The sequence below is a fragment of the Xanthomonas sp. GW genome (genome assembly GCF_014236815.1).
Taxonomy (GTDB): domain Bacteria; phylum Pseudomonadota; class Gammaproteobacteria; order Xanthomonadales; family Xanthomonadaceae; genus Xanthomonas_A.
The window spans coordinates 2,358,415-2,375,401 of the sequence record NZ_CP051189.1; the positions used below are offsets into that span (position 1 = coordinate 2,358,415).

The following is a 16,987-nucleotide window of genomic DNA, read 5'->3' on the forward strand; positions in this document are numbered from 1 at the left end:
GCGCCGGCACCGGATCAGCGATCCTCGCGGTCCTGGCAGATCCGCGCCAGTGCGGCATCGTAGCGCGGCGCCAGGTCTTCGATGCGCTCCAGTTCCATGCCCAGGTCGTGCACGCGGCCGTCGCGCAGGCTGTAGACCCAGCCGTGCACGGTCAGCTCCTGGCCGGCGGCCCAGGCGTCGCGCACGATCGAGGTGCGGCTGACGTTGACCACCTGTTCGAGCACGTTGAGTTCGCACAGACGCGCGTGCTGCAGGCTCAGGTCGCCGGCCTGCTGCAGGCAGTCTTCGTGCTTTTCGGCCACGTCGGTGACGTGGCGGATCCAGTTGTCGACCAGGCCCAGGCGCGCGCGGGTCAATCCGGCATGCACGCCGCCGCAGCCGTAGTGGCCGACCACCAGGATGTGCCGCACCTTCAGCACCTCCACCGCGAACTGGATCACCGACAGGCAGTTGAGGTCGGTATGCACGACCACGTTGGCGATGTTGCGGTGGACGAACACCTCGCCCGGCGCCATGTCGATGATCTGATTGGCCGGCACCCGCGAATCCGAGCAGCCGATCCACAGGTATTCCGGGGTCTGCTGCTTGGACAGGCGGCCGAAGAAGTCCGGATCCTCGCGATTGATCCGCTCGGACCAGGCGCGGTTGTTGTGCAGTAGCTGATCGATTTTGCTCATAGCCGCGCATTATTCCAGAAGCCGGCGTGAGGATGCAGCCGCCGTGGCGCCGCCGCGCGCACCGGTTCATCGGCCAGCCGACGGGTGCCGGCACACACGCCTGCGTATGGCGGTCGATGCGCTTTTTGCGACGTGCGCAGCCCCGCGTCGTCGTGGCGTGCAGCCTCAGTTTCTGTGCGCCGCCGTATCGGGTTTTTGCCGATCCCGCCGCATGCGCCGGCTCGCCACACTTCCTCCAAGCCCGCTGACGGGCGCACTTCCGGAGGATCGCAATGGCCGACTTCAACGCGTTTTTTCCCACCTTGCTCAAGCACGAGGGCGGCTTCGTCAACGACCCGGTGGATCCGGGCGGCGCGACCAACAAGGGCATCACCCTGGGCACGTTCCGGCTGTATGCCAAGAGCCTGCTGCAGCTGGAACCGACCCTGGCCAACCTGCGCGCGCTCAGCGACGCGCAGGCCGCGGTGATCTACAAGGCCTGCTACTGGAACGCGGTGCATGGCGACGAGATCGCGCTGCAGCCGCTGGCCGACATCCTGTTCGATTTCCAGGTCAACGCCGGCAACAACGCGACCAAGCTGCTGCAGCGCGTGCTCAACGACCAGACGCCGGCGCTGCAACTGACCGCGGACGGCAAGTTCGGCGCGACCACCCTGGCGGCGCTGCTGGCCGCCGACCAGCGCGACCTGTATGCGCGCTACAAGCAGGGCCGCCGCGACTACTACCGGCGCCTGGTCGACGCCAAGCCCGCACTCGGCAAGTTCCTCAAGGGCTGGCTGGCCAGGGTGGATGCGTTTCCCGACCTGAGCTGAGCCGGCGCCGCCACGCCGCCGCCCGCGCCTGTCGCTGCCGGCGCGGCGGCAGCTGCCCGGATCTGCCGGGCGACACCGATCCGCTGCCGTCGCCGACGGCATTCCCTTTCTCCAGGAGCGAACATGGCTGGGCAGACCGCATTGAATGACCTGATCGAAGCGTTGGCCGGTGCGGTGATCGAGGCGCAGGACCGCATCGAACAGCACCAGATGGCCAACCTCGGCGACTACTTCGACGAGTTCCATCGACCCAAGAGCGTGATCATCCGCCTGCCGTCGCAGCACCCGCAGGCCGGCGAGGACGACGAGGATTACTACCGCGCGCCGCTGCTGCCGCTGGTCTCGACCAACGTGCTGCGGATCAAGGACGTGGAGATCAGTTTCGACGCGCAGCTCGGCGACATGGGCGGGCTGCAGTCCAGCGAAGGCTTCTTCGCGCCGCCGCCGGACCCCGCCGCGCCGCAAGGCGCCTGGCAGGCCAAGCGCACCGCGGCCAAGTCCAGCGTGCGCGTGGATACCAGCGCAAGCGCCAAGAGCCAGCGCCAGAGTGCCGTCCACGTGGTGTTGCGCGTGGAGGGGACCGAACCAACTGACGGAGCGGCCAGGCTGATGAATCACCTGGCGCAGACGCAGGGCGTGTTCAAGACGGTCATGGCCGACAGGCCGGCCGCCGCGGGCACGGACGATGTCACCAATCCACCTACCTAAGGAGTTACTGCAATGCCTGACGAACTCGTAAACATCTCCAGTCAGTTCAAGGGTCTGCCGATGGCCGACCTGATCGGCGGTCCGCTGGATGCGGCCTGCAACGCGCAGGTCAAGCTGGCCCGCGCCACCGCCGATTTCATCCGCGTCATCGGCTTCCTGCCGCCGGACGCCGGCAGCGCCGATCCGCAAGCCCTCGGCGCCACCCGCACCGCGAGCTTCCGCTTCAAGCGGCCGGTCGACGACCCGACCACCGCCGGCGGCATCGCCGAAGAAGAAGTGGAGCTGGAAGTGCCGTTGCTGGCGATCGTCAACGTGCCCAGCCTGAGCATCCGCACGGTGGACGTCACCTTCGATATGGAAGTGAAGTCGTCCTTCTCCGAGAAGTCCTCCACCGACGCGTCGGCCTCGCTGTCGGCCGACATGGAATTCGGCTGGGGCATGTTCAAGGCCAAGGTGCACATCCAGGGCTCGGTGGCCACGCACAAGGAAAACGCGCGCAGCTCCGACAACTCGGCCAAGTACCACGTCTCAGTGCACGCCGAGGACCGGGGCATGCCGGAAGGGCTGGCCAGGGTGATGGACATCCTGCAGAGCTCGGTGGCGCCGCGCAAGGTCGGCGCGCCGGTACCGGTCGCCGCGTAAGCCACTAGTTGGACCATCTCGTCGGGGGACTCGTCAACGATGTTCGACCTCACTGAAGTCAAGTTCGTCAAGCGGGTCGTGGTCGGCAGCGACAACCCGACGCAGATGCAAACGCCCGAGCAGGTCGAAGCGGCCCGGGCCTTGCTCAACCGCTGCCTGAGCGATACGCCGAAGGGCGCGATCATCGGCACCGAAAAGAATTTCGCCGTGCTGCAGGTCGGCGAGCACCAGGTGGTGATGCAGTGGCTGTGCTACCACGTGGGATTCCCGCGCAGGCCGGCCTGGCTGAAGGACGAATGATGCGCGCGCTGCGCTGCGATTTCGACCTGCTGCTGCATGGCCTGTCGGCGGCCTTGCTGGATGCACAACAGCGCTGCCGCGCCCGCCACGATCGGCTGTTGCGGGCCTGCTTCGGCGGCGAAACCACGCTGCCGCTGGCGCCGGCCACGGCCGATGCGCCATCCCTGCAGATCCCGTTGTGGGAACTGCGCGCCTGGCAAACCCCGCAGATCGGGCAACTGACCCTGGCGTTCGAGGTCGAGCTGGATGTGCTGGATATGCCCGACGAAGCGCCGCGTCTGCTGTTGCGGGTGTTGCCGCGCAAACCGCGGCGGCCCGGCCACCGCCTGCAGATCGTGTTCCAGGGCGCGCACGCGCCGCTGGGCGAAGTGCTGTTCGACGGACAGCTGCTGAAACTCTGGAACCTGCAGCGCCCGCCCGGCACGCAGGAACCGCATACGGAGCCAGACCATGCGTAGACACGGTTTTGTCCTGTCGCGGCGCGACACCGATCAATGGTGCCGGGACCTGCGGATCGACCTGCTGTCGCTGGCCCGCGCGCAGCGCCGGCGCCGCCGCCGGCGCATGGCGTCGGCCTTGCTCGCGGTACTGTCGGCATGCGCGGCGTTGCTGGCCATCGTCTATTTCCTCGAGCTGCCCTGGTGAGCGGCCGCAGATAAGCACCATCCACATCCCATCCAACAGGAGAGTCGCATGCCCATCCGTTCGCAGCGTTTCCCGCGCCCATGCCTGTGGCCGTCGCTATGCCTGGCGCTGGCGCTACCGCTGACCGCCGCCGCGGCCCCGCCTTCGGCCCCGGCCGCGCTGCCGGGCGGCGACTGGCGCGGCAGCCTGGCGCTGGATGCCCGGCGCATCGCCGCGGTGCGTCTGGAGCAAGCCGCCGGCAAGGCCAGCCTGCAGTTCGGCGCGCCACTGAACTGCACGCTGGCGTTGCTGCCGCAGGAGGCCGGCGCCTATCGCCTGGACTCGATCAACGGCGGCATCTATTGCGACCGGTTGCTGGGCCGGCGCCTGACCGCGCAGCGCAGCGCCGCCGACGATCTGCAACTGAGCATCGACGGCACGCCGCTGCCGGTACTGTTGCATACCGCGCTGGGTCCGGTGAGCGCGCTGCAGGGCAACTGGCGCCTGGCAGGCGGCAGCGGCGGCGGCCGCAACCCGGTGGCGTTGACGCTCGCGATCGCCGCCACGCCGCTGTCGCCCGGCGCGCCGCTGGCCAAGCTGCGCTACGGCAGTCCGCGCGATTGCCAGCTCGACGCGCGCTACGCCGGCATGCGCGACACCACGCTGGTGCTGTCGCTGACCGTGAACGACGCCGGCTACTGCGGCCGTCTCAGCGATGGCCAGGCCGAGCTGCAGCCGCAAGCGGACGGCAGCGCCACCCTGCGCATCTTCGACCGCCTCGGCACGCGCGCCGACGCCGGCACCCTGCAGCGCATTCCGTAAGGGCAGCGCCGCCATTTGTGCGGCATCGGCATCGGTGCCGCCGTCGCCATCGTTCGCGTCCAGGAGTGTTGCGATGAATGCAGGGATTCAGGCGCTGGGCGCGGCCGTGCGGCAATGGCTCGCCGGTCCGGGCATCGCGCCACGGTTACCGCCGCCGGGCATCCTGCCGCAGCTGCGGGTGGAGTGCGAGGCGATGACGCGCTATGCGCTGGAGCAGGGCATGGCGGTGCCGCCGGAGCTGGTCGCGCGCCTGTCGGTGTTGTTGGACGGCAGCGTGCCCGGCGCCGCCGGCAGCGAACACTGTGCGCACGAACTGGCGGTGAGCCATCGCCGGCTGGCGCAACTGATTCGACCGGCGACGCCGCAGGCGGTGTTCCTGCTCGATGCCGAGCGCCGCCGCAGGCACTGGACGACCCTGCTGGGACCGCTGCCGCTGGTGCGCGCGCTGACCGCGACCTCGCTGCTGTTCCTGTTCTCGGTGGTGGCCTCGGCCTTGTCCGATGAGGTCAGCGCGGACAACGTGCGCCTGGGATTCCTGGATTCCTCCGGCAGCGTGCTGCTGTGGAACGCCTTGTTCCTGCTGTCCTGCGCCGGCCTGGGCGCCTCGTTCTCGTCCCTGTTCCAGGTGCATCGCTACGTCGCCAATGCCACCTACGATCCCAAGTTCGACGCGTCCTACGGCGCACGCATGATCCTGGGCCTGATCGCCGGGCTGATTCTGGTCGAAGTGCTGCCCGGCGACCTGTTCGAAAGCGGCGGCATGCGCACTTTCGGCAAGCCGACCCTGGCGATGCTGGGCGGCTTCTCCGCGACCGCGGTGTACCGGCTGCTGCAGCGCCTGGTCGATTCGATGGAGACGCTGGTGCGCGGCGACGCCGCGGCGCAGACCCAGGCGACGCTGGAGGTGCAGCGCGCCGGCAACGACGCCGAACGCATGCGTTGGCAGGGCGAACTGGCCGCGCAGCTGATGGCCCTGCAGCAGTCGATAGACGCCGGCACGCCGCCGGCCGCGGTGCAGCAGCGGCTCGCCGATTTCGCCCGCGCCATGCTGCAGGCGGACAACCCGGCGCTTCCGGCCGCGCTGCCGAAGCCGGACTGATCGCCACCTTCGCCGCGCTGCCGCCGGTACATGCCACGGCGTTTGTGGCGTGTTCTCGGATGTGCCGGCGGCGCGACAGCCAGCGTGTTTTTCTCCGCTGCGCAGCACGCATTGCTCGCCGTTTCTACAGGGCCTGTCTACGCAGCGAGACGAATGCGCGAATCCATGCAAGTTCAGGTATGGCCGCCATCCATATCAGCCTGAGGCCGATGGCTGCGATTGCGCGGCGTGACAAGCTGATTGCGCCACGCAAGTGACGTAACGCTGTCGCATCGGTTCAAAAGGGGCGTGTCGCGCCGCGGGGAATGCGTGTTTCGCGCGGCGGCGAGCGTAGGGAGATCCATGGCGAGGACAACGGGTAGAGAATGAACACACGTATCGTGATTGCCGCCGACCGCAGCATCGTGCTGGAGGGCATGGTCGCCCTGTTGAACAACACGCCCGACATCGACGTGGTCGGCCATGCCGCCGATGGGTTGGAATGCGTACAACTGGTGACCAGGAGACAGCCCGACATCGTGCTGATGGACGTGATGCTGCCGGGCCTGAACGGGATCGAGGCCACGCGCCGGCTGCTGCAGCGCAGCCCGCAGAGCAAGGCGATCTGCATCGCCGCCTCCGATGCCGCGGCCAACGTGCGCGTGGTCATCGATGCCGGCGCCAAGGGCTACCTGGCCCGCAACAGCACCTTCCACGAACTGCTGCGGGCGATCCAGCAGGTCAGCAACGATCAGTTGTACATCAGCCCGGGCCTATCGCAATCGCTGGTCAGCGAGTACCGCCGCCCGCAGGGCGACGCCGTTTCCGCCTATACGCTGCTGACCTCGCGCGAGCGCGAAATCGTACAGTTGCTGTCCGAAGGCCTGTCGACCAAGGAAATCGCCGCGCGGCTGCATATCAGCGTCAAGACCATCGGCACCCACCGCGAGCACATCATGCTCAAGCTCGGCATGCACGGCATCGCGCAACTGACCCGCTATGCGATTCGCGAAGGCTTGTCGCCGCTGGAAGGCGGAATGGCGAACACTCGGCGTGCGGATAGCGAGCGGCAGCGGCTGATCAGCAACTGCGGTTGAGCGGCGCAAGCGGGTGCAGGGGAGGGGTGCTGGCGCCCTGCCTGCGCGCGCAGGCAGGGCGCATGGCGGCGTCGTGGTCGCGTTTCAGTGGACACCTCAAGGGGTGGATTCCAGGTGGTCGCGTTCTCATCCTCGGCCGCTGATCGATGGCCGAGCATGCAGTGCAGCTGTTGAGTTGTGGGAACCGCCGCTTCAGCCCCTCTCCCATCGGGAGAGGGTTGGGGTGAGGGTACGCAGCGAAGCCCTCGCGATGTTCGCTTGCGCGAAGCTGCGCACGTCCCCATCCGCCCCTCTAAAGGGAGCTATGGTCGCGACGGGAGAAGAACGATTGCAGTGTCGTGTGCAGCCGCGTGCACCGACGGCAACGCCGCATGCGCAAGGCGCCTGCGCCGCTCAGCCGTGCGGCAGGCGCTCGCGCATCAACGCGGCCACCGCCTGCGCGCCAGGATCGGCCTGCGCCTGCAAGGCCTCGCTCACCGCCATCACGTTCGCGGCCGGGTGGTTCTGGCTGAGCTTGAACTTCAGTTCCACCCGCTCCGGTTCGAAACGGAAGCCGACGATGCCGCGCAACTGGCGCCGGTGCGCGTCGTTGTGCGGCTCGTAGCGCCAGTCGCTGCCGAGCGCGCGCTCGTGGCGTTCGCTGAGCCGCGCCACGATGTCGGCCAGCAGCGCTTCGTCGTCCCTGACCTGCAGTTGGCCGTGCAGGTGCGCAGTGGCGTAGTTCCAGGTCGGCACCCGCGCCATCGCCTCCTTGTCCGGATACCAGCTCGGCGACACGTAGGCCTGCGGGCCGTGCACGATCAGCAACGCCGGACCGGCATGGCGCGACTGCGGATTGGCGCGCGCCCAGTGGCCTTCGATCACGATGCGCGCGCCGTTGCGCCGGTAAAGCACCGGCAGAGGTGTGGCGCAGGGAAGGCCGTCGGCCACGGTGACCAGGGTCGCGAACGGGTCGCGCGCGATCAGCGCGTCGAGCGCGCCCAGGTCGGTTTCGGCGAACGCCGGCGGGACGTGCATCGGCCGCTCAGGCGCGTGCGCCGAGGGTCTGGGTCATGCGTCCGCGCAGCGCGGCATCGTCGTCGGCCTGCGGCGGCGCCACTTCATGCAGCGAGAAGCCGCGCGCCAGCGCATCGTCCTCGTCCAGGCCGTCGAAGGCGACGAACTCGGCGTCGAACAGCGCCGCCTGCGCGGTGTCCTCGCTGTCGTAGCTGAGCGTGTTGCCGTCGCTGTCCAGCACCTCGGCGGTGCCGGCGTCGCGCACGCGCAGGCGCGCCCACACCAGGATGCGGCCGAGGCTGGCCAGGTACCACCGATCGGCGGCGGATGCGTCTGAAGTCATGGAATCACCAGGGAAAGCAGCCAGAGCAGGGCCGCCATGCCCAGGCCGAAGAAGATGGTCAGCAGCGACAGCCAGGCCGGCGTCGCCAGCCCGGACAGCGAGCGATCGCCGAGCGGGCGGTAGCGCCGCGCCAGCAACCAGCCCAGCGCTATCGGCTTGAGAAACGCGCCGGGGCCGAACACCGCGACCAGCGGCGGATGCCGGTCGCGGATATGCACCAGGGTCAGCGGCCAGAAGATCAGGAACGCGCTGAACCCGGCGATGGCCACGCCGACGAAGCACAGCGCGAAGAACAGGATCATGCCGACGTCTCCTCAAGCGGTGCATCGAAGCGCGCAACGATCTCGATGAGACCGACGATATTGTCGTTCAGCGTTTCCAGCACATCGGCCGGGATCCACCACTCGGTGTGCTGCGCGCCGCCCACTTTCTGGATCGGGTAGGGCGCCAGGAATGCCGCGCGCACCGCGAACCGCGCCACGTAGCCGACGCCGCTGTCCTTGACGTTCCAGCGCCCGGCGATCTCCTCGGCGTAGCGCTGGTTGGTCACCGGATAGAAGATCGGCTGTTCCGGCAGCCGCGGCGGCCAGCGCCGGAACCCGGAATCGCGCACCAGCGCGAATTCCTCTGGTCCCAGCGGCCGGTACATGGTCACCGTGGCGTCGGCGTCGGCCATGTCCTCAGAACTCGGCGCTGCCCGGCGCGCGCGGGTAGGGGATCGCATCGCGGATGTTGCTCAGCCCGCAGATGTAGACCACCAGGCGCTCGAAGCCCAGGCCGAAGCCGGCGTGCGGCACCGTGCCGTAGCGGCGGAAGTCGCGGTACCAGCCGTAGTGCTGCGGGTCCAGGCCGAACTGCACCATGCGCGTGTCCAGCACGTCCAGGCGCTCCTCGCGCTGGGCGCCGCCGATGATCTCGCCGATGCCCGGGGCCAGCACGTCCATCGCCGCCACAGTCTTGCCGTCGTCGTTCAGGCGCATGTAGAAGGCCTTGATGTGCTCGGGGTAGTTGGTCACCACCACCGGACGGCCGACGTGCTGCTCGGTCAGCCAGCGCTCGTGCTCGGTCTGCAGGTCCAGGCCCCATTCCACCGGGAACTCGAACTTGTGCCCGGACTTCTGCAACAAGGTGATCGCGTCGCCGTATTCGATGCGCTCGAACGGCGAGTTGATGAACGTCTCCAGCTTGCTGATCGCGGTCTTGTCCACGCGCTCGGCGATGAACGCCAGGTCGTCGCCGCGCTCCTCGAGCACCGCGCGGAACAGGTGCTTGAGGAAGTCCTCGGCCACCCGCGCGTTCTCGGCCAGGTCGGCGAAGGCGATCTCCGGCTCGATCATCCAGAACTCGGCCAGGTGCCGGGTGGTGTGGCTGTTCTCGGCGCGGAAGGTCGGGCCGAAGGTGTAGACCTTGCTCAGCGCCAGGCAGTAGGCCTCGACGTTGAGCTGGCCGGACACGGTCAGGAAGGTTTCCTTGCCGAAGAAGTCGCGGCCGAAATCGACCTGGCCCTGGCCGTCGCGCGGCAGGTTGGCCAGGTCCAGGGTCGACACGCGGAACATCTGTCCGGCGCCTTCGGCATCGGAGGTGGTGATGATCGGGGTGCTGATCCAGTTGTAGCCGTTCTGGTGGAAATAGCGGTGCACCGCCTGCGCCAGGCAGTTGCGGATGCGGGTCACCGCGCCGAACAGGTTGGTGCGCGGGCGCAGGTGCGCGACCTCGCGCAGGAATTCCAGCGAATGCGCCTTGGGCTGGATCGGGTAGGTCTCCGGGTCCTCGACCCAGCCCACCACCTCGATGGCCTCGGCCTGGATCTCGAAGCTCTGGCCCTGGCCCTGCGAGGCGACCAAGCGCCCGCGCGCGATCACCGCGCAGCCGGCGCTCAGCCGCTTTACTTCCGCCTCGTAGTTGGGCAGCTCGGCCGGCGCCACCACCTGGATCGGCGCGAAGCAGGAGCCGTCGCTGACGTTGACGAAGGACAGCCCCGCCTTGGAATCGCGCCGGGTGCGGACCCAGCCGCGTACCGTCACCTCGCCGCCCGCCGGGATCTTCCCGGCCAGCGCATGCTCAACGCTTACCACCGTCATGACTTGAATCCTCGCCGCAGCGACTCGATATGGAACGGGCAAGTGTACTGGCTGAACCGCGGCGCTTGCGAGGCGTGGCGCGCATCCGCCGCCGCGCTTCATCCCTATAATGACCGTTCGCTGTTCCCGGAGTCGTTCGCCATGGCCATCCATCTCACTCCCGTCGCCTTCGAGCGCGTGCAGCGCTTCGTCGCCCAGACCCCCGGCGCGCTGGGCCTGCGCTTCGGCGTCGAACGCACCGGCTGCTCGGGCTGGGGCCATGTCACCGACCTAGCGCGCGAAGCGCATCCGGACGATGCGGTGTTCGAGCAGGATGGGGTGCGCATCTACGTCAACGCCGCCAGCCTGCCGCTGGTCGACGGCACCGAGATCGATTTCGCCAAGCAGGGCCTGGGCGAGACCTTCATCTTCCGCAATCCCAATGCCACCGCCGAATGCGGCTGCGGCGAGAGCTTCACCACCGACGCCGAGCATGCGGCGGCTGCCGCGCGCTGAGCGCCGGCGCCGCGTTCACCAGGCGTAGTGGGTCAGCACCAGTTGCGAATCCAGGTCCAGGCGCGCGAAGCCGATCTCGCAGACCTGTCCTTCGGCGAACTGCGCGCATAGCGTCTCGGTGAGCCGCAGGCGCAGCCGCTGTCGCGCCAGATCGACCCCGCACACGCGCGCCGCTTCGAAATCGAAGTAACGCCCGACCGCGCCGAACGCGGCCTTGAACAGGCTTTCCTTGGCCGAGAACAGCGCGGTCAGCAGCGCATCGTGCGACCACTGCGGATCGGCCGCGGCGGCCAGCAGATCGGCTTCTTGCGCATCGATCGCCATGCTCAGCACGGCCTCGCGCGCGGCGGGCGCGAGCAGCCGTTCCAGGTCGATGCCGATGCCCTGGGCCTGGCCGGTCGGCAGCGCCACTGCCGCCGCGCAGCCGCCGCTATGGGAAATGCTGCCCAGGCTGCCGGCCGGCCAGCGCGGCTCGCGCGCCGTACCGATCGCGATCTCCGCCTGCGCCTGCGCCGGGCCGAGCGCCTCGCCCAGCGCCAGCCGCGCGGCCAGGCGCCCGAACAGGAATTCCGCCTGGCGCTTGCGCACGCTGCGCGCGACGCTGTCCGGGCAGGCGATCGCCGCGGCGGCGAAGGCCTGCGGCTGGAAGCGTTCGGCATCGAACGCCAGCGCGTACAGCGGCGTGCCGTCGTCCAGTAGGTAGCGGCGTGCGCTGCGCAGCGCGGTGGCGACTGCCGGCGACAGGTCCAACTGCAGCGGCTGGCCGCCGCGTAGGGGAGGGTGGGCGTGCGGGTGGGCGCTCAACGCGCGTCCCCGGTCGTCATGCCGCAGATGCGGCAAGGGCGACCGGCGCCGCGTACTCGCGCTGGCCCGGCTGCAAGCTCACGGCCTGGGGCAGCAGCCAGGACGGGCCATCGCGCGGAAAGCGGCGTGGCTTCGGTGGCTGGGAGTGCGGGCTGTCTGCGGTTCATCCGGCGAGTGTCGCAAAACCGGCGCCCATGCGGCGACGGCCTGGGCCGCCGCATTGTCTGCAGCAGGCGGTGCCCGCCATACATGCGCGTACGGCCGCCAACTTGCGGTGCGGCCCCTGCGCTGCCATACTTTCCGGCTTCCTGCGCCCGTCGTGGCGGGATCCCTTGCCCCACCGCACCCGTTTTGGGCCTCGCGGGGGGCTGTCCGGCCCTCGGGCCACATCCGAAAGGTATAACCACATGAGTCGTCATTACGAAATCGTGTTCCTGGTCCATCCGGACCAGAGCGAGCAGGTCCCGGCCATGATCGAGCGCTACAAGTCGCTGGTCGAGAACGGCAGCGGCACCATCCACCGTCTGGAAGACTGGGGCCGCCGCCAGCTGGCGTACCCGATCCAGAACCTGGTGAAGGCGCACTACGTCATGCTCAACATCGAAGTGGACCAGGCCATTCTCGCCGAACTGGTCGAGAGCTTCCGCTTCAACGACGCCGTGCTGCGCCACCTGGTGATCAAGCGCGACGGCCCGGATACCGAGCAGTCGCTGATCATGAAGAGCAAGGACGAGAAGGGCGACAAGCCCGAGCGTAGCGAGCGCCGTCGCCGCGACGACGAGGAAGGCGATGCGCCTGCCGCCGCCACCGAAACCGACGGCGACGCCGCCGAAGCCGCCTAAGGAGCACTGCCATGTCCAAGTTCTTCCGTCGCCGCAAGTTCTGCAAGTTCACCGCCGAGGGCGTCAAAGAGATCGACTACAAGGATCTCAACACCCTGCGTCAGTACCTCACCGAGAACGGCAAGATCGTGCCGAGCCGCGTGACCGGCACCAAGTCCAAGTACCAGCGTCAGCTGGCTACGGCGGTCAAGCGCTCGCGTTTCCTGGCGTTGATCCCGTACACGGACAACCACGATATTTGATGTGACCGCTCCGGAAGGACCCGCACGTCTGTGCGGGTCCTTCCGAGCGACAGCCCGCACATCCATGCGCGGGTTATTCAATAGAAGTCTGGCGATCGAAGAGTGCGGTGTTGGTTGGGGGTTTTGCGATTCCCGATTCCCGATTCCCGATTCCCGGCTTTTCCTATTCGGACAGCAAGCGTTGCGGGCGCCTTCGGGCGTGCGCTAACGAATAACGGAGCAACACCATGCAACTGATTCTTCTGCAGAAAGTGACCAACCTGGGCGGCCTCGGCGACAAGGTCGACGTCAAGCCGGGCTATGGCCGCAACTTCCTGGTGCCGCAGGGCAAGGCCGTGCCGGCCACTGCCGCCAACATCGCCGAGTTCGAGGCCAAGCGCGCCGACTACGAAGCCAAGGCGCAGTCGATCCACGCCGACGCCGAGGCCCGTGCGGCCAAGCTGGAAGGCGCCAGCGTGACGGTCAAGGCCAATGCGTCCACCGAAGGCAAGCTGTACGGCTCGGTCGGCCCGCGCGACATCGCCGAGGCGTTCACCGCCGCCGGCCTGCCGCTGGAAAAGGGCGAAGTGGTGCTGGGCGAAGGCGCGTTCCGCAACATCGGCGAGTACGAGGTGCTGGTGCGCCTGCACGCCGACGTCGAGACCACGGTCAAGGTCGTGGTCGAAGCCGAAGCCTGATCCACGGCTTCATGCTGTACCGAAACGGGCACCGCAAGGTGCCCGTTTCGTTTGCGGCCTCCGGCCCCGGCCCCCGCCGGGTGCCGTTATACTCATCGGTTCGTGCCTGTTTCCTGTCCGGCGATCGTAGTCGTATCAAGGGCTTGAAAGCGGGACTTCACCTGGATATTCATTAGCGGCAGCGCGTGCCGGCCCGCCGGCCGCCGCCTGCCATGGATTGCCTGCCCCATGCGCCTGTCGACCATCAAGCTGTCCGGCTTCAAGTCCTTCGTCGATCCGACCACGCTGCACCTGCCGACCAACATGACCGGCATCGTCGGTCCGAACGGCTGCGGCAAGTCGAACATCATCGACGCGGTGCGCTGGGTGATGGGCGAAAGCTCGGCCAGCCGCCTGCGCGGCGACTCGCTGACCGACGTGATCTTCTCCGGCTCCTCGGCGCGCAAGCCGGTGTCGCAGGCCACGGTGGAACTGATCTTCGACAACTCCGACCACACCATCTCCGGCGAGTACGCCTCGTTCAACGAGATCTCGGTCAAGCGCCAGGTCAGCCGCGACGGCAGCAGCAGCTACTACCTCAACGGCACCAAGTGCCGGCGCCGCGACATCACCGACCTGTTCCTGGGCACCGGCCTGGGCCCGCGCAGCTACTCGATCATCGAGCAGGGCATGATCAGCCAGATCATCGAGGCGCGCCCGGAAGACCTGCGCGTATACCTGGAAGAGGCCGCCGGCATCTCCAAGTACAAGGAGCGGCGCAAGGAGACCGAGACCCGCATCCGCCATACCCGCGAGAACCTGGAGCGGCTGGGCGACCTGCGCGAGGAGATCGGCAAGCAGCTCGAGCACCTCAAGCGCCAGGCGCGCCAGGCCGAGCAGTACCAGGCGCTGCAGGAAGAACGCAAGGTCAAGGACGCGCAGTGGAAGGCGCTGGAATACCGGGGTCTGGACGGCAAGCTGCAGGGCCTGCGCGAGGCGCTGGGCCAGGAAGAGACGCGCCTGCAGCAGTTCATCGCCGAGCAGCGCGAGGCCGAGGCGCGGATCGAAACCGGTCGCGTGCGCCGCGAGGAAGCGGCAGACGCCTTGAGCAAGGCCCAGGCCGAGGTCTACCAGGTCGGCAGCACGCTGGCGCGCATCGAGCAGCAAATCCAGCACCAGCGCGACCTGTCGCAGCGCCTGCACAAGGCGCGCGACGAAGCGCAGCTGGCGCTGGCCGAACTCGGCCAGCACATCAGCGGCGACGAGGCCAAGCTGTCGCTGTTGCGCGAGTCGGTGGACATCGCCGGGCCGCAGCTGGAGCAGTTGCAGGAAGACAACGAATACAAGCAGGAAGCCCTGCGCGACGCCGAAGCCAAACTGGCCGACTGGCAGCAGCGTTGGGAAACCCACCAGCGCTACACCGCCGAGGCCTCGCGCGCCGGCGAAGTCGAGCGCACCCGCGTCGATTACCTGGACCGGCAATCGCTGGAGGCCGAGCGCCGCCGCGAAGCCCTGGCCGCCGAGCGCGCCGGGCTGGACCTGGACGCGCTGGCCGCCGCCTTCGAACAGGTGGAGCTGCAGCACGAGACGCAGCGCGCCGCGCTTGACGGGCTCAACGAACAGGTCGAAACCCGCAAGCAGGCGCTGACCGCGCTGCAGGAACAGCAGCGCGGTGCGCAGGCGGAACTGGCCGAGGTGCGCAAGCAGGCGCAGGCCGCGCGCGGCCGGCTGTCGTCGCTGGAAACCCTGCAGCAGGCCGCGCTCGGCCAGGAGCAGGGCGCCGCGGTGGCATGGCTGAAGGCGCGCGGGCTGGATTCGGCGGCACGCGTGGGCGAGCGCATCAGCGTCGACAGCGGCTGGGAAAACGCGGTCGAAGGCGCGCTCGGGCAATTGATCGAAGGCGTGCTGGTCGATGCGCCGGAGACCCTGATCGATGCGCTGGGTGAACTCGGCGAAGGCCGCATCGCCCTGGTCAGCAGCGACGAAGAGGCCGGCAACTTCGCGCCGACCTCGCTTGCCGCCAAGGTGCAGGGCCCGATCGCGATCCGCCGCCTGCTGTCGCGGCTGCACGCGGCCGAGGACCTCGCCGCCGCACGCGCCTTGCTGCCGCAGCTGGGCGAGGGCGACTCGATCATCACCCGCGACGGCGCACGCCTGGGCGAGGGCTGGCTGCGCGTGTCGCGCTCCGGCGCGGCCAAGCAGGGCGCCTTGCTGCGCGAGCGCGAGATCCAGGCGCTGCGCGGCCAGATCGACGCGCTGCAGGACCGCGAAGCCGAGCTGGACCAGCGCCTGGCGAGCCTGCGCGAGCAGTCGCTGGCGGCCGAGCAGCAGCGCGAGGAAGCGCAGCGCCAGCTGTACCAGGCGCACCGCAGCGTGTCCGAACTGGCCGGGCAGCTGCAGAGCCAGCAGGGCAAGGTGGATGCCGCGCGCACCCGCATCGAGCGCATCGAGACGGAGATCGCGCAGCTGCTGGAAACCCTGGACGGCAGCCGCGAGCAGGCGCGCGAGGCGCGTTCCAAGCTGGAAGACGCGGTCACCAGCATGGGCGACCTGGAAAGCACCCGGCACATGCTGGAGAGCGAGCGCCGCCAGCTCACCGAAGCGCGCGACCTGGCCCGCGATGCCGCGCGCCGGGTGCGCGAGGCCTCGCATGCGCTGGCCCTGACCCTGGAATCGCAACGCACCCAGATCGCCTCGCTGAGCCAGGCGCTGGAGCGCATGGGCAACCAGCGCGGGCAACTGGATTCGCGCCTGGGCGAACTCAGCGCGCAGCTGAGCGAAGGCGATTCGCCGGTGCATGCGCTGGAAGCCGAGCACCAGGCCGCGCTCAGCGAACGCGTGCGCACCGACCGCGCGCTGGGCGAGGCGCGCGCGTTGCTGGACGGCATCGACAACGAATTGCGCGGGCTGGAACAGACCCGTCAGCAGCGCGACGAGCAGGCCTTGGCGCAGCGCGAGCGCATCGCCCAGCGCCGTCTCGACCAGCAGGCGCTGGTACTCAGCGCCGAGCAGTTGTCGGCGGCGGTGGTCAAGGCCGGCTTCGTGCTCGAGGACGTGATCAACGGCCTGCCCGAACAGGCCGATCCGGCCGAATGGGAGCAGGCGGTGCAGCAGATCGACGGACGCATGCGCCGCCTGGAGCCGGTCAACCTGGCCGCGATCAGCGAATACGGCGAGGCCGCGCAGCGCTCCGAGTATCTGGAAGCGCAGGACATCGATCTGAACACCGCGCTGGAAACCCTTGAGGACGCGATCCGCAAGATCGACCGCGAGACCCGCGGCCGCTTCAAGGACACCTTCGACCGGGTCAATTCCGGCGTGCAGGCGCTGTATCCGCGCCTGTTCGGCGGCGGCCACGCCTATCTGGAACTGACCGGCGAAGACCTGCTCGACACCGGCGTGGCGATCATGGCGCGCCCGCCCGGCAAGCGCGTGTCCAGTATCTCGCTGCTGTCCGGCGGCGAGAAGGCGATGACCGCGGTGGCGCTGGTGTTCGCGATCTTCCAGCTCAACCCGGCGCCGTTCTGCCTGCTCGACGAGGTCGACGCGCCGCTGGACGAAGCCAACGTCGGCCGCCTGGCGGCGATGGTCAAGGAAATGAGCGAGAAAGTGCAGTTCCTGTTCGTCAGCCACAACAAGGCCACGATGGAAGCGGCGCACCAGCTCAGCGGCGTCACCATGCGCGAGCCGGGCGTCAGCCGCCTGGTCAGCGTGGACCTCGAGGAAGCCGCGCGTTTGGCGGGCGCGGCCTGACGTGACATGCTAAAT

The 16,987-nt window shown here is 68.5% G+C and carries 21 protein-coding genes; 14 read left to right on the forward strand and 7 right to left on the reverse strand.

All coding sequences use genetic code 11. The features are described from left to right. Positions 1-14 precede the first annotated feature (14 nt). Entirely contained in the window at positions 15-677 is a 663-nt protein-coding gene (gene can / locus HEP73_RS09910; protein WP_185823041.1) for a carbonate dehydratase, read from the reverse strand. A gap of 272 nt (positions 678-949) precedes the next feature. Between can and HEP73_RS09915 the strand changes: the two genes are divergently transcribed. From HEP73_RS09915 to HEP73_RS09955, 9 genes are all read left to right on the forward strand, one after another. Next, on the forward strand, positions 950-1,489 hold the full coding sequence (locus tag HEP73_RS09915; protein ID WP_185823042.1) for a glycoside hydrolase family 108 protein: 540 nt from the start codon (positions 950-952) through the stop codon (positions 1,487-1,489). 123 nt (positions 1,490-1,612) lie between these two features. Then, positions 1,613-2,197 carry a DUF2589 domain-containing protein gene (locus HEP73_RS09920; RefSeq protein WP_185816225.1) on the forward strand — a complete coding sequence of 195 codons (585 nt, stop codon included), beginning with the start codon at positions 1,613-1,615 and terminating at the stop codon, positions 2,195-2,197. 12 nt (positions 2,198-2,209) lie between these two features. Beyond that, positions 2,210-2,839, forward strand: a complete 630-nt coding sequence (locus HEP73_RS09925; protein ID WP_185816226.1) for a DUF2589 domain-containing protein — start codon at positions 2,210-2,212, stop codon at positions 2,837-2,839. A 39-nt stretch (positions 2,840-2,878) separates the two neighbouring features. Next, positions 2,879-3,139, forward strand: a complete 261-nt coding sequence (locus HEP73_RS09930; RefSeq protein ID WP_003471826.1) for a hypothetical protein — start codon at positions 2,879-2,881, stop codon at positions 3,137-3,139. After that, on the forward strand, positions 3,139-3,597 hold the full coding sequence (locus tag HEP73_RS09935) for a hypothetical protein (RefSeq protein WP_185823043.1): 459 nt from the start codon (positions 3,139-3,141) through the stop codon (positions 3,595-3,597). The genes HEP73_RS09930 and HEP73_RS09935 overlap by 1 nt, the downstream gene beginning before the upstream one ends. Beyond that, positions 3,590-3,784: a hypothetical protein gene (locus HEP73_RS09940; RefSeq protein ID WP_185816228.1), complete on the forward strand. Its 195-nt coding sequence runs from the start codon at positions 3,590-3,592 to the stop codon at positions 3,782-3,784. Before HEP73_RS09935 ends, HEP73_RS09940 begins: the two co-directional genes overlap by 8 nt. 48 nt (positions 3,785-3,832) lie before the next feature. Further along, on the forward strand, positions 3,833-4,585 hold the full coding sequence (locus HEP73_RS09945; RefSeq protein ID WP_185823044.1) for a hypothetical protein: 753 nt from the start codon (positions 3,833-3,835) through the stop codon (positions 4,583-4,585). Between the two features lie 193 nt (positions 4,586-4,778). Next, complete coding sequence (locus HEP73_RS09950; RefSeq protein ID WP_221899411.1) at positions 4,779-5,684, forward strand: hypothetical protein; 906 nt, start codon at positions 4,779-4,781, stop codon at positions 5,682-5,684. 365 nt (positions 5,685-6,049) lie between these two features. Next, the gene (locus HEP73_RS09955) at positions 6,050-6,760 is read left to right on the forward strand and encodes a response regulator (RefSeq protein WP_185823046.1); all 711 of its coding nucleotides are present in this window, start codon (positions 6,050-6,052) and stop codon (positions 6,758-6,760) included. Positions 6,761-7,153: 393 nt separating this feature from the next. Here HEP73_RS09955 and HEP73_RS09960 read toward each other — a convergent pair whose 3' ends face one another. From HEP73_RS09960 to asnS, 5 genes are read right to left on the reverse strand one after another with little or no spacing between them, the layout of a single operon-like run. Then, positions 7,154-7,777, reverse strand: coding sequence for an FMN-binding negative transcriptional regulator (locus tag HEP73_RS09960; protein WP_185823047.1), 624 nt, complete (start codon positions 7,775-7,777; stop codon positions 7,154-7,156). 7 nt (positions 7,778-7,784) lie between these two features. Then, the gene (locus HEP73_RS09965; RefSeq protein WP_185816233.1) at positions 7,785-8,099 is read right to left on the reverse strand and encodes a hypothetical protein; all 315 of its coding nucleotides are present in this window, start codon (positions 8,097-8,099) and stop codon (positions 7,785-7,787) included. Further along, positions 8,096-8,401 (reverse strand): hypothetical protein, encoded by a 306-nt coding sequence (locus tag HEP73_RS09970; protein ID WP_185816234.1) that lies wholly within the window; start codon positions 8,399-8,401, stop codon positions 8,096-8,098. The genes HEP73_RS09965 and HEP73_RS09970 overlap by 4 nt, the downstream gene beginning before the upstream one ends. Next, positions 8,398-8,823 carry an ADP-ribosylation/crystallin J1 gene (locus HEP73_RS09975; protein ID WP_185823048.1) on the reverse strand — a complete coding sequence of 142 codons (426 nt, stop codon included), beginning with the start codon at positions 8,821-8,823 and terminating at the stop codon, positions 8,398-8,400. The genes HEP73_RS09970 and HEP73_RS09975 overlap by 4 nt, the downstream gene beginning before the upstream one ends. After that, the gene (asnS, locus tag HEP73_RS09980) at positions 8,780-10,180 is read right to left on the reverse strand and encodes an asparagine--tRNA ligase (protein WP_185823049.1); all 1,401 of its coding nucleotides are present in this window, start codon (positions 10,178-10,180) and stop codon (positions 8,780-8,782) included. Before asnS ends, HEP73_RS09975 begins: the two co-directional genes overlap by 44 nt. A 141-nt stretch (positions 10,181-10,321) precedes the next feature. On the opposite strand from asnS, the gene HEP73_RS09985 reads away from it, so the two are divergent. Next, the gene (locus HEP73_RS09985; RefSeq protein ID WP_179565053.1) at positions 10,322-10,675 is read left to right on the forward strand and encodes a HesB/IscA family protein; all 354 of its coding nucleotides are present in this window, start codon (positions 10,322-10,324) and stop codon (positions 10,673-10,675) included. A 15-nt stretch (positions 10,676-10,690) separates the two neighbouring features. Here HEP73_RS09985 and HEP73_RS09990 read toward each other — a convergent pair whose 3' ends face one another. Continuing rightward, a complete protein-coding gene (locus HEP73_RS09990) occupies positions 10,691-11,479 on the reverse strand; it encodes a 4'-phosphopantetheinyl transferase family protein (RefSeq protein ID WP_221899393.1) in 789 nt (262 codons plus the stop codon). A 407-nt stretch (positions 11,480-11,886) separates the two neighbouring features. Between HEP73_RS09990 and rpsF the strand changes: the two genes are divergently transcribed. The 4 genes from rpsF to smc all read left to right on the forward strand — a co-directional run bounded on the left by rpsF (position 11,887) and on the right by smc (position 16,972). Then, positions 11,887-12,321, forward strand: coding sequence for a 30S ribosomal protein S6 (gene rpsF / locus HEP73_RS09995; protein ID WP_003473337.1), 435 nt, complete (start codon positions 11,887-11,889; stop codon positions 12,319-12,321). Positions 12,322-12,332: 11 nt separating this feature from the next. Continuing rightward, complete coding sequence (rpsR, locus tag HEP73_RS10000) at positions 12,333-12,563, forward strand: 30S ribosomal protein S18 (protein WP_003473336.1); 231 nt, start codon at positions 12,333-12,335, stop codon at positions 12,561-12,563. Between the two features lie 227 nt (positions 12,564-12,790). Then, positions 12,791-13,240: a 50S ribosomal protein L9 gene (gene rplI, locus HEP73_RS10005; protein ID WP_185816238.1), complete on the forward strand. Its 450-nt coding sequence runs from the start codon at positions 12,791-12,793 to the stop codon at positions 13,238-13,240. Positions 13,241-13,468: 228 nt separating this feature from the next. Then, positions 13,469-16,972 carry a chromosome segregation protein SMC gene (gene smc / locus HEP73_RS10010; RefSeq protein WP_185823050.1) on the forward strand — a complete coding sequence of 1,168 codons (3,504 nt, stop codon included), beginning with the start codon at positions 13,469-13,471 and terminating at the stop codon, positions 16,970-16,972. The last annotated feature ends 15 nt before the right edge of the window (positions 16,973-16,987 follow it).

Bases quoted from the DNA above. Each gene is read 5' to 3' on its own strand.
- can (WP_185823041.1), bottom strand. From the start codon at position 677: ATGAGCAAAATCGATCAGCTACTGCACAACAACCGCGCCTGGTCCGAG.
- HEP73_RS09915 (WP_185823042.1), top strand. From the start codon at position 950: ATGGCCGACTTCAACGCGTTTTTTCCCACCTTGCTCAAGCACGAGGGC.
- HEP73_RS09920 (WP_185816225.1), top strand. From the start codon at position 1,613: ATGGCTGGGCAGACCGCATTGAATGACCTGATCGAAGCGTTGGCCGGT.
- HEP73_RS09925 (WP_185816226.1), top strand. From the start codon at position 2,210: ATGCCTGACGAACTCGTAAACATCTCCAGTCAGTTCAAGGGTCTGCCG.
- HEP73_RS09930 (WP_003471826.1), top strand. From the start codon at position 2,879: ATGTTCGACCTCACTGAAGTCAAGTTCGTCAAGCGGGTCGTGGTCGGC.
- HEP73_RS09935 (WP_185823043.1), top strand. From the start codon at position 3,139: ATGCGCGCGCTGCGCTGCGATTTCGACCTGCTGCTGCATGGCCTGTCG.
- HEP73_RS09940 (WP_185816228.1), top strand. From the start codon at position 3,590: ATGCGTAGACACGGTTTTGTCCTGTCGCGGCGCGACACCGATCAATGG.
- HEP73_RS09945 (WP_185823044.1), top strand. From the start codon at position 3,833: ATGCCCATCCGTTCGCAGCGTTTCCCGCGCCCATGCCTGTGGCCGTCG.
- HEP73_RS09950 (WP_221899411.1), top strand. From the start codon at position 4,779: ATGACGCGCTATGCGCTGGAGCAGGGCATGGCGGTGCCGCCGGAGCTG.
- HEP73_RS09955 (WP_185823046.1), top strand. From the start codon at position 6,050: ATGAACACACGTATCGTGATTGCCGCCGACCGCAGCATCGTGCTGGAG.
- HEP73_RS09960 (WP_185823047.1), bottom strand. From the start codon at position 7,777: ATGCACGTCCCGCCGGCGTTCGCCGAAACCGACCTGGGCGCGCTCGAC.
- HEP73_RS09965 (WP_185816233.1), bottom strand. From the start codon at position 8,099: ATGACTTCAGACGCATCCGCCGCCGATCGGTGGTACCTGGCCAGCCTC.
- HEP73_RS09970 (WP_185816234.1), bottom strand. From the start codon at position 8,401: ATGATCCTGTTCTTCGCGCTGTGCTTCGTCGGCGTGGCCATCGCCGGG.
- HEP73_RS09975 (WP_185823048.1), bottom strand. From the start codon at position 8,823: ATGCGATCCCCTACCCGCGCGCGCCGGGCAGCGCCGAGTTCTGAGGAC.
- asnS (WP_185823049.1), bottom strand. From the start codon at position 10,180: ATGACGGTGGTAAGCGTTGAGCATGCGCTGGCCGGGAAGATCCCGGCG.
- HEP73_RS09985 (WP_179565053.1), top strand. From the start codon at position 10,322: ATGGCCATCCATCTCACTCCCGTCGCCTTCGAGCGCGTGCAGCGCTTC.
- rpsF (WP_003473337.1), top strand. From the start codon at position 11,887: ATGAGTCGTCATTACGAAATCGTGTTCCTGGTCCATCCGGACCAGAGC.
- rpsR (WP_003473336.1), top strand. From the start codon at position 12,333: ATGTCCAAGTTCTTCCGTCGCCGCAAGTTCTGCAAGTTCACCGCCGAG.
- rplI (WP_185816238.1), top strand. From the start codon at position 12,791: ATGCAACTGATTCTTCTGCAGAAAGTGACCAACCTGGGCGGCCTCGGC.
- smc (WP_185823050.1), top strand. From the start codon at position 13,469: ATGCGCCTGTCGACCATCAAGCTGTCCGGCTTCAAGTCCTTCGTCGAT.